The sequence below is a fragment of the Frankia sp. CeRuru1 genome (assembly GCF_977966315.1).
On sequence record NZ_CDWWEW010000016.1, the window covers coordinates 1 to 6,905 of the forward strand.

A 6,905-nucleotide genomic window follows, 5' to 3' on the forward strand; every position below is an offset into this window, starting at 1 on the left:
GTCGCCAGCGGTGCGCTGATCGGGTTCCTCGTCGGGCTGGGCCTGGTCATCATCGTCTACCGCTCCCCCCGGGCCCGGCGCATCCACCTCGCTGACCGAATCGATCCCTACCTGCGGGACACCCCCACACCCTCGAGGCTGCTCGAGGACCGGCCGCGGGGGGTGCCGCGGCCGGGTCTCGCCGCGGTCGAGGCGCTCGCGCGCCCGTTACTCGCGGACGCCGCCGGTCGGCTCGACCGTTTCCTGGGGGGCCGGGCCGCCCTGCGACGCCGGCTGACCCAGGCCGGCGGACGGACCAGCATCGAGGAGTTCCGCGTCCAGCAGGTCATCTGCGCGGCCAGCGGGGCGCTGATCGGCGCCCTCCTGCTGGCGCTGCGCGCGCTGCTCGGCGTCGGCCCGCCGGCCCTGGTCAGTGTCGCACTGATCGTCGCCGGCACGGCCGGTGGGGTGGTGGCCCGGGACTACTGGCTGTCGCGGGCGATCTCCGAGCGCGAGGACCGGATGCTGCTGGAGTTCCCGACGATCGCCGAGCTGCTGGCGCTCGCGGTGACCGCGGGGGAGTCGGCCATCGGGGCGCTGGAGCGGGTCAGCCGGTTGACCCACGGCGAGCTTGGGCACGAGCTGCGGCTCGCGTTGGCCGACGCCCGCGCCGGGGCCACCCTCGTGCAGGCGTTGGAGGGCATCGCGGCGCGCACGGCGTTGGCACCCCTGGTGCGGTTCGTCGACGGGATGGCGGTCGCGATCGAACGGGGGACGCCGCTGGCGGACATCCTGCGCGCGCAGGCCGTTGACGCGCGTGAGGCGGGCAAGCGGCAGCTGCTAGAGGCTGGTGGCCGCAAGGAGATCGCGATGATGATCCCGGTCGTGTTCCTCGTCCTGCCGACGACCGTGATCTTTGCCTTCTACCCGGCCCTGGTGAGTTTCACCGTGATCGCGCAGTGAGTGCCCGGGGGCGCGCAGGTGGCCGCCCGCAGGTGGACGCGCCCGTCCGGCGAGGTCGGATCAGCCAGCCTAAAGGAGGAGACATGGGACGAACAGGGCAGGCCATGAAAGCGAGATGGCGGGCCTGGCGGTCAGCCGTCGCATCGGGCGGCTGCCATGATCGCGACCGGGGGGACGTCCCCGGCTGGGTCATGATAACCGTCATGACGGCGGCGCTGGTGGTCGCGATCGCCACCCTGGCGACGCCCGCCCTGCAGAACCTGTTCACCTCGGCCATCAACTCGGTGTCGGGTATCGGCGGTGGCGGCTGAGCTCGCGGCCGCCGCGGGGCCGGACGGGATCGACGGCGGCCCCCGGGGGACCGGGCAGCGACCGGACGCGGTCGAGGACGGCGTCGAGGACGGCGTCGAGGACGGCTCGGACGCGGCTGACGGCGGATCGGCCGTCGTCGAGTTCATCCTGGTGGGGACGTTGTTGCTCTTCCTGATCCTGGGGATCATCCAGGTCGGTCTGGTGCTGCACATCCGCAACACGCTCGCGGCGGACGCTGCCGAGGGAGCCAGGCACGCGGCCAACCTCGGCGTGCCGGCGAGCGAGGGCGGTCCCTACGCCCAGGCCCTCATCGAGCGGACCATCCCGGGACGGTCCGACGCCGTCTGCACCGGGGCGCAGGTCGACGGGCCGGGTGGCACGCCGCTCGCGGAGGTCACCTGCCGGGTTGCCGTGCCGCTCGTCCTAGTCCCACTGGGCGACGGCATCACGATCACGGTGAAGGGCCACGCACTCAAGGAACTGCCGTGACGAGGGGTGTCGTGGCGGGAGATCGGATCGCGCGGGCGGCCCTGCGCTCCGTGCCGCGGACGATCCTGATGATCAGGACAGGTTGCGTGGCTTCCGTGCGCCGCGTCGGTCGCATTGGTCGCATAGGCCGCGTTGTCTGGCCCGAACGGGCAGGCCCGGCGACCGGGGCCGACGACGGTTCGGCGATGATCGAATTCGTTGGATTGTCCGTCGTGCTGCTCGTCCCGTTCGTCTACCTGTTCCTGTGCGTCTTCGCGGTGCAGCGCGCGGCGTTCGGGGTGACCCAGGCCGCCCGGGAGGCCGGGCGGGCGTTCGCCACCGCGGGCAGCGAGACGCAGGGCATGGACCGGGCGCGGCTCGCCGCGCAGCTCGCCCTCGCCGACCAGGGCGTCCCCGGCGCGCCACAGGTCCGATTTGCTCCCGAGGGCGCCGACTGTGGTGCGGGGGATCCCGGGGACGGCGCGGCAACCCTGGAGCCAGGCGCGTCGTTCGTCGTCTGTGTCCGTACGGTCGTGGCGCTGCCAGGAACCGGTGCCTTGTTCTCCGGCATCACCGACGTCACGGTCAACGGCCAGTTCACCGTGGTCATCGACCAGTTCCGCGCCGACCGGCGGGAAACCCAGCCGTAGAGAGACACCGGGACGACGCGCGCGCCGAACGGGGTTTCGCAGTCGGCGCAGAGGAACACGCCGCCGTCGGGGAGAAAGTCGAGATGGAGGGCGGTCGGCGGGCATGCGGGCATGCAGGCATGCAGGCCGGCGAATTTGGGGGAGCTGAGTACGGTCTGCGGTCCCTGAACCGTGACTGGCTCCCCAAAACTCGGCCGCCACGCGATCATGCATCGTCGCAGGCCATCCCTTACTCCCCGTACGGCACGTCCGTGGACTCCACTGATGTCGAGCCGCGCGGACACCTGGCCGTTCTCGCTGGGCTGGCTATCGGCGTCTGCCGGCCCACCGCTGTATGAGGGCTGCGGCGGCCTCGTGGTCGATGGTCACTCGGTTGCTGAGTACGGCATGCGCGGTGGCGAGTTTCCCGACGAGCTTGTCGATGAATGCATGTGTGTCATCACGGGTGAGGTTTCCCTCGGTGATGATTTTCGTGTAGCGGACGGTGTCGACGATGGCGGACTTCACCCGTTCGTGGGAGAGGTAGGTGTCGAGGTCTGACTGCCATCCCTCGGCGGCCGGACCGTTGACAACGGAGGTCCACCCATGGATGAGTGCGGCTGACTCGTCGGGCTGGTAGCTCATCTTGTGCAGGTGGACCGCAAGATCATAGACCGGATCGCCCCACAGGGCGAGTTCCCAGTCGAGGAAGTAGGCTTGGCCATCCGAGATGATGATGTTCTTGCGGTGGATGTCGGTGTGGAGGAGGCGGAAAGGCCGCGGGTGCAGCGTCGTCCATCGACTGTTGATCTCGGTGAGCGCGTCGATGGGGATGCCGAACTCGGCGTACAGATCGCCGAAGTCGGGGAGGAACCGGGAATGCACGCCTGCGGTGACAGCGGACAGGCTGCGGGCGAAGTCGGCGGTCCGCCCGTCCGCCGGCCAGCCTGGCGGCGATTGCGGCAGGCGTTCGCGCGGGATGAGGCCGAGCTGCCCGAAGAGCTCCACGACGTCGCCGATGACGTGGTCGGGAACGCGGGTGCCGCGTGGTGCGGTGTTATCGAGGAGCTGACCGGGAAGGAATTCCACGATCTGGTAGCGGGGCTGCATGCGGGCGTAGAGCAGACGGGGCGCGTGGGTCACGGTCCCGCGGATGGCGCGCAGCACATCCCCTTCCGGCCAGATCATCAGGTCCATGATGTCGCTGCCCGGAATCGGGATACGGACAATCACGTCTCCGGTCGGCGTGCCCATCCGGATGTTGTGGTTGTAGAAACCCGACGCGGCATCGGGGCGCCTGACCGCCTGCCGGTACAGCTCGTCGGGCCGCCACGTGTGCCCGTCGAGCAGGTCGGCGACGAAGTCCTCAATGCGGGCGTCAAGATCGGTAAGCGTGCCGAACGGCTGGATTCCTGCCCGTGCCCGGCTCGCGGCGGCGGTCACCTGCTCGTCATCGATGCCGAGGATGGACAGTGCGTGCGCCGAGCAGAGGATGATCGTCGGGTAGACGTCGGCTGCTTCCAGCTCGCGGACTGTCCACTGGAGCGAGGAAACCGTTTCGTCGAGCTGACCCCGGCGAGCATGGACCAAGGCGCGGTAGAACTCGGCGCGGGCTCGACCGGAGCGATACCCGACCCCGTCGAGGGCGGCGCACGCGGACCGTAGGGAGGTCTCGGCCTCGTCGAGTTGACCACATCGGAGCTGCCCGACAGCGAGAGCGGTATACGCCTTGCCGAGCTCGTGATGGGCGCCGATCTCGCGTTGGATCTCGATCGCCTGGCCTGCCTCGACGATTGCCTCGGCAGGGTGGGTGTAGGCGAGGAGTTCGGCCCGGTTGGTCTGGATGTTGGCCAACCCGAGGACGCTGTCGGCCGCGGCGTAGTGGGCGGCGGCCTCGTCGAGATAGCGGGCGGCGGCGTCGAACTCGAACGCGAACCGGTGGGCGAGGTGACGCATCCGGGCCACGTCTCCGTGGAACTCGGCGTCCTGCCCCGGAGCGGACGCACCCAGGTCGGTGGCGAGTACTTCCGCGTCTCGGAACCGGCCCTGGGCCATGTGAAGGTCGGCGGCCCACAGGCCCGCGGTCAGCCGGGATGCCCCCGTGGCGCGGTCCCAGACCTGGGTGTAGGCGCCGAGCGCGGCCCGGGTCTCACCGGCGATGCGCCGCCCATGTCCGGCGGCCACGGCGAGCCGCGCGCCGACCATTGTGTCGATGGCCAGAGCGGTGACCGGTTCGGGAACCAGCGCCGTGACCGTGGCCGCGTCGCCGAGGCGAATCGCTGCCTCAGCCTGCAGGCAGCGCAGCGCTTCGGGCAAGTTGTCGTGGTCGGGCTGGTCGTTGAGCCGGGCGCGCAGGTCCTCGGTGATGCCTTGGGCGGCGCTGTGTCCCCCACGGCGAACCGCGCGGTCGGCATAGCCGAGGATGCTGTCGCCGCTGATCTGCCGACCCTGGAGGGCGTGATAGGCGGCCTCTCGCAGGGCGCGGGCGGCATGAGTGCCACTGTCCCGGCCGGTCGCCTGGTCGGCCCGGTTCTCCCACAGTCCCTGTAGCAGGGCGTGGATGTCGGTGGTAGTGCCCGGAGAAAGCCGTTCCCGCAGAGCGGCGGCCATGAGCTGATGAAACCGCAGCGCGGTGTTTGCCGGGTAGACGAACGAATATGCGGTGAGGGATTCCCAGGAGATGCGATGCCCCGGGAGATGGAATGTGGCCGTCAGCATCCGGAAAATATCATAGTCGAAGATTCGTGCCGGGCTCAGGACCTCCAGCGATCGAATTTCTTCCGGGGCGACATGCTGAAGGAAGCGTGCCAAGATCTCCTGTTGGGACACGAGGGCGCCGCTGACCCGCCCACCGGTCTGTAGGTGCGTGTCCACCGCCAGGTTCAGATAGAATGGGAGACCTGCGCTGGCGTCCGCAATTATCTGGCGCTGGAACGGATCGGTGATCCCGCCGGTGTCGAGGAGTTCTAGCCGGGCTTCCATGGGAAGGCCGCCGATGTCGCACATCTCGATGAGGCCGTCCCATTCGGGATCCGTCAGTTCCCACCGCAACGGTTCCCGGCTGGCGATGACCACCAGGCCACGGTCGAGCTGTGCCACGAGATCACGTAGCCAGGCATCCGCGAGTTGCGCCCGTCCGGTGCGTACCGGGCTCAGTACCAGGGCCTCGTGGCTGTCAATGATGATCACATACTGTCTATCCTGGCTGGCGGCCCGAAGGTCTTCAGCGAACAGAAACGTGACGGCGTCGGCGAGCTCACTGTTCGGCAGGTCGTCGAGCGTCGCCAGGGTGGGATCGCGCCGCACCCGCAGGCGGCGGCGTACGTCGGAGCCGCCGCGCTCCAACAGCTTGACAAGGCCGCGGGCCGTACCGAAAACCGGAATTCCGGTCATCGTGTCGGCGATATCCGCGAGAATGGAACTCTCGTCGATGAATGCCAGTTCCGAACGGTTCAACCGCAGGTGTGGGTGTAGCCGCTGCCACAGCACTGCGTAGGCTATGTCGAAGCGATCGAAGTGGACCCCTTGCGACCCCAGTTCGTTGCGTAGCACCGCCAGTGCTTCTTCCTGCTGGCGCAACGAGTGCACCTGCAGATCGAGTGATGCAGTTCGATACCGGGTTGCCGCCCGGTCCTTCAACTCGCGCAGTAGTCGTGACTTACCTATACCGCCCACGCCGGTGGCGTTGAAGACCCGTGGACCGTCACCTATATGGGTCAACTCTTCGGCGAAAGCCGCCAGCACCGGTTCGCGGTCCACGAAACGCCGCTGCAGTGCGGCGACCCGATGAAACCGTGGCGCAGGCGCCATGTAAACCTCCGACCATCACAGACCGCAATACCGTCGAGGACGATGCAATCATAGTTGAGCTCGACGACGCACGATGGACCAGCACATCGGGCTGCGGCGCGATCCTGCCGACCCGCACCCGGGCGAGCCCGGGCCGGAACCGCGACCACGGTTCCGGCCCGGGTAGGCGTGCGCCGTGGGATCCGGTCGGCTAGTCGTTCTCGAGCGGAATCTCGCCGAGCGGAATGTCCAGGTAGGACGAGGAGCCGTCGGTGGACGAGATCTCGATTTTGCTGTTGGTGACGGTGGCGTCGCCGAAGAACCTGTCCTTGGTGTCCACGACCAGCTGTATCTGGCGGCCCGGCGTGATGCGGTAGTCGGCCGGCTGCAGGTGGATGTCGATCGTCCGCGTCTCTCCCTCGCGGTCGTTGAGCAGGGTGAAGGGCGCGCTGGTGATGATTTTTGCCTTACCGGTACCCGGGTCGACGTCGAACAGGTGCGCCACGAGCGTCGCGCTCTTCGCGGACGGGGTGACCGTGAGATGCGCCGAGACGGTCCCGGTGATCTGACTCGGTGCGGTGAGCGGTTCGGTCGACCACACCGCGGCGTCCTCGCGGGAGATCTCCGAGGTCTCGTACACGATCGGAGCCCCCAGTCTTTCGAGGATGCCGGTCTGGACCAGGGCCGGGGCTATCAGGGCGGGGGTGTCCGTGCCGGCCCGGAAGGTGTGGCTCCCCCCGGAGTTGGGCTGAGGAGTCAATGAGC

6 protein-coding genes are annotated in these 6,905 nt (G+C 68.6%); 4 read left to right on the forward strand and 2 right to left on the reverse strand.

Translation table 11 applies throughout. The features are described 5' to 3' along the window. The 4 genes from AC08OP_RS02315 to AC08OP_RS02330 form a co-directional block, all read left to right on the forward strand. On the forward strand, positions 1-942 hold a 942-nt coding region (locus AC08OP_RS02315; RefSeq protein ID WP_476612697.1), incomplete at its 5' end, for a type II secretion system F family protein. Positions 943-1,025: 83 nt separating this feature from the next. Beyond that, on the forward strand, positions 1,026-1,253 hold the full coding sequence (locus AC08OP_RS02320) for a hypothetical protein (RefSeq protein WP_476612698.1): 228 nt from the start codon (positions 1,026-1,028) through the stop codon (positions 1,251-1,253). Beyond that, positions 1,243-1,743, forward strand: a complete 501-nt coding sequence (locus AC08OP_RS02325; protein WP_476612699.1) for a TadE/TadG family type IV pilus assembly protein — start codon at positions 1,243-1,245, stop codon at positions 1,741-1,743. Before AC08OP_RS02320 ends, AC08OP_RS02325 begins: the two co-directional genes overlap by 11 nt. Positions 1,744-1,928: 185 nt before the next feature. Next, a complete protein-coding gene (locus tag AC08OP_RS02330; RefSeq protein WP_462203519.1) occupies positions 1,929-2,372 on the forward strand; it encodes a hypothetical protein in 444 nt (147 codons plus the stop codon). A gap of 306 nt (positions 2,373-2,678) precedes the next feature. On the opposite strand, the gene AC08OP_RS02335 is transcribed toward AC08OP_RS02330, so the two are convergent. Together AC08OP_RS02335 and AC08OP_RS02340 are read right to left on the reverse strand one after the other, a co-directional pair. Further along, on the reverse strand, positions 2,679-6,161 hold the full coding sequence (locus AC08OP_RS02335; protein ID WP_476612700.1) for a phosphotransferase: 3,483 nt from the start codon (positions 6,159-6,161) through the stop codon (positions 2,679-2,681). 190 nt (positions 6,162-6,351) lie between these two features. Next, positions 6,352-6,905, reverse strand: a 554-nt coding sequence (locus AC08OP_RS02340) for a CocE/NonD family hydrolase C-terminal non-catalytic domain-containing protein (protein WP_476612701.1), incomplete at its 5' end; no start/stop codon positions are given.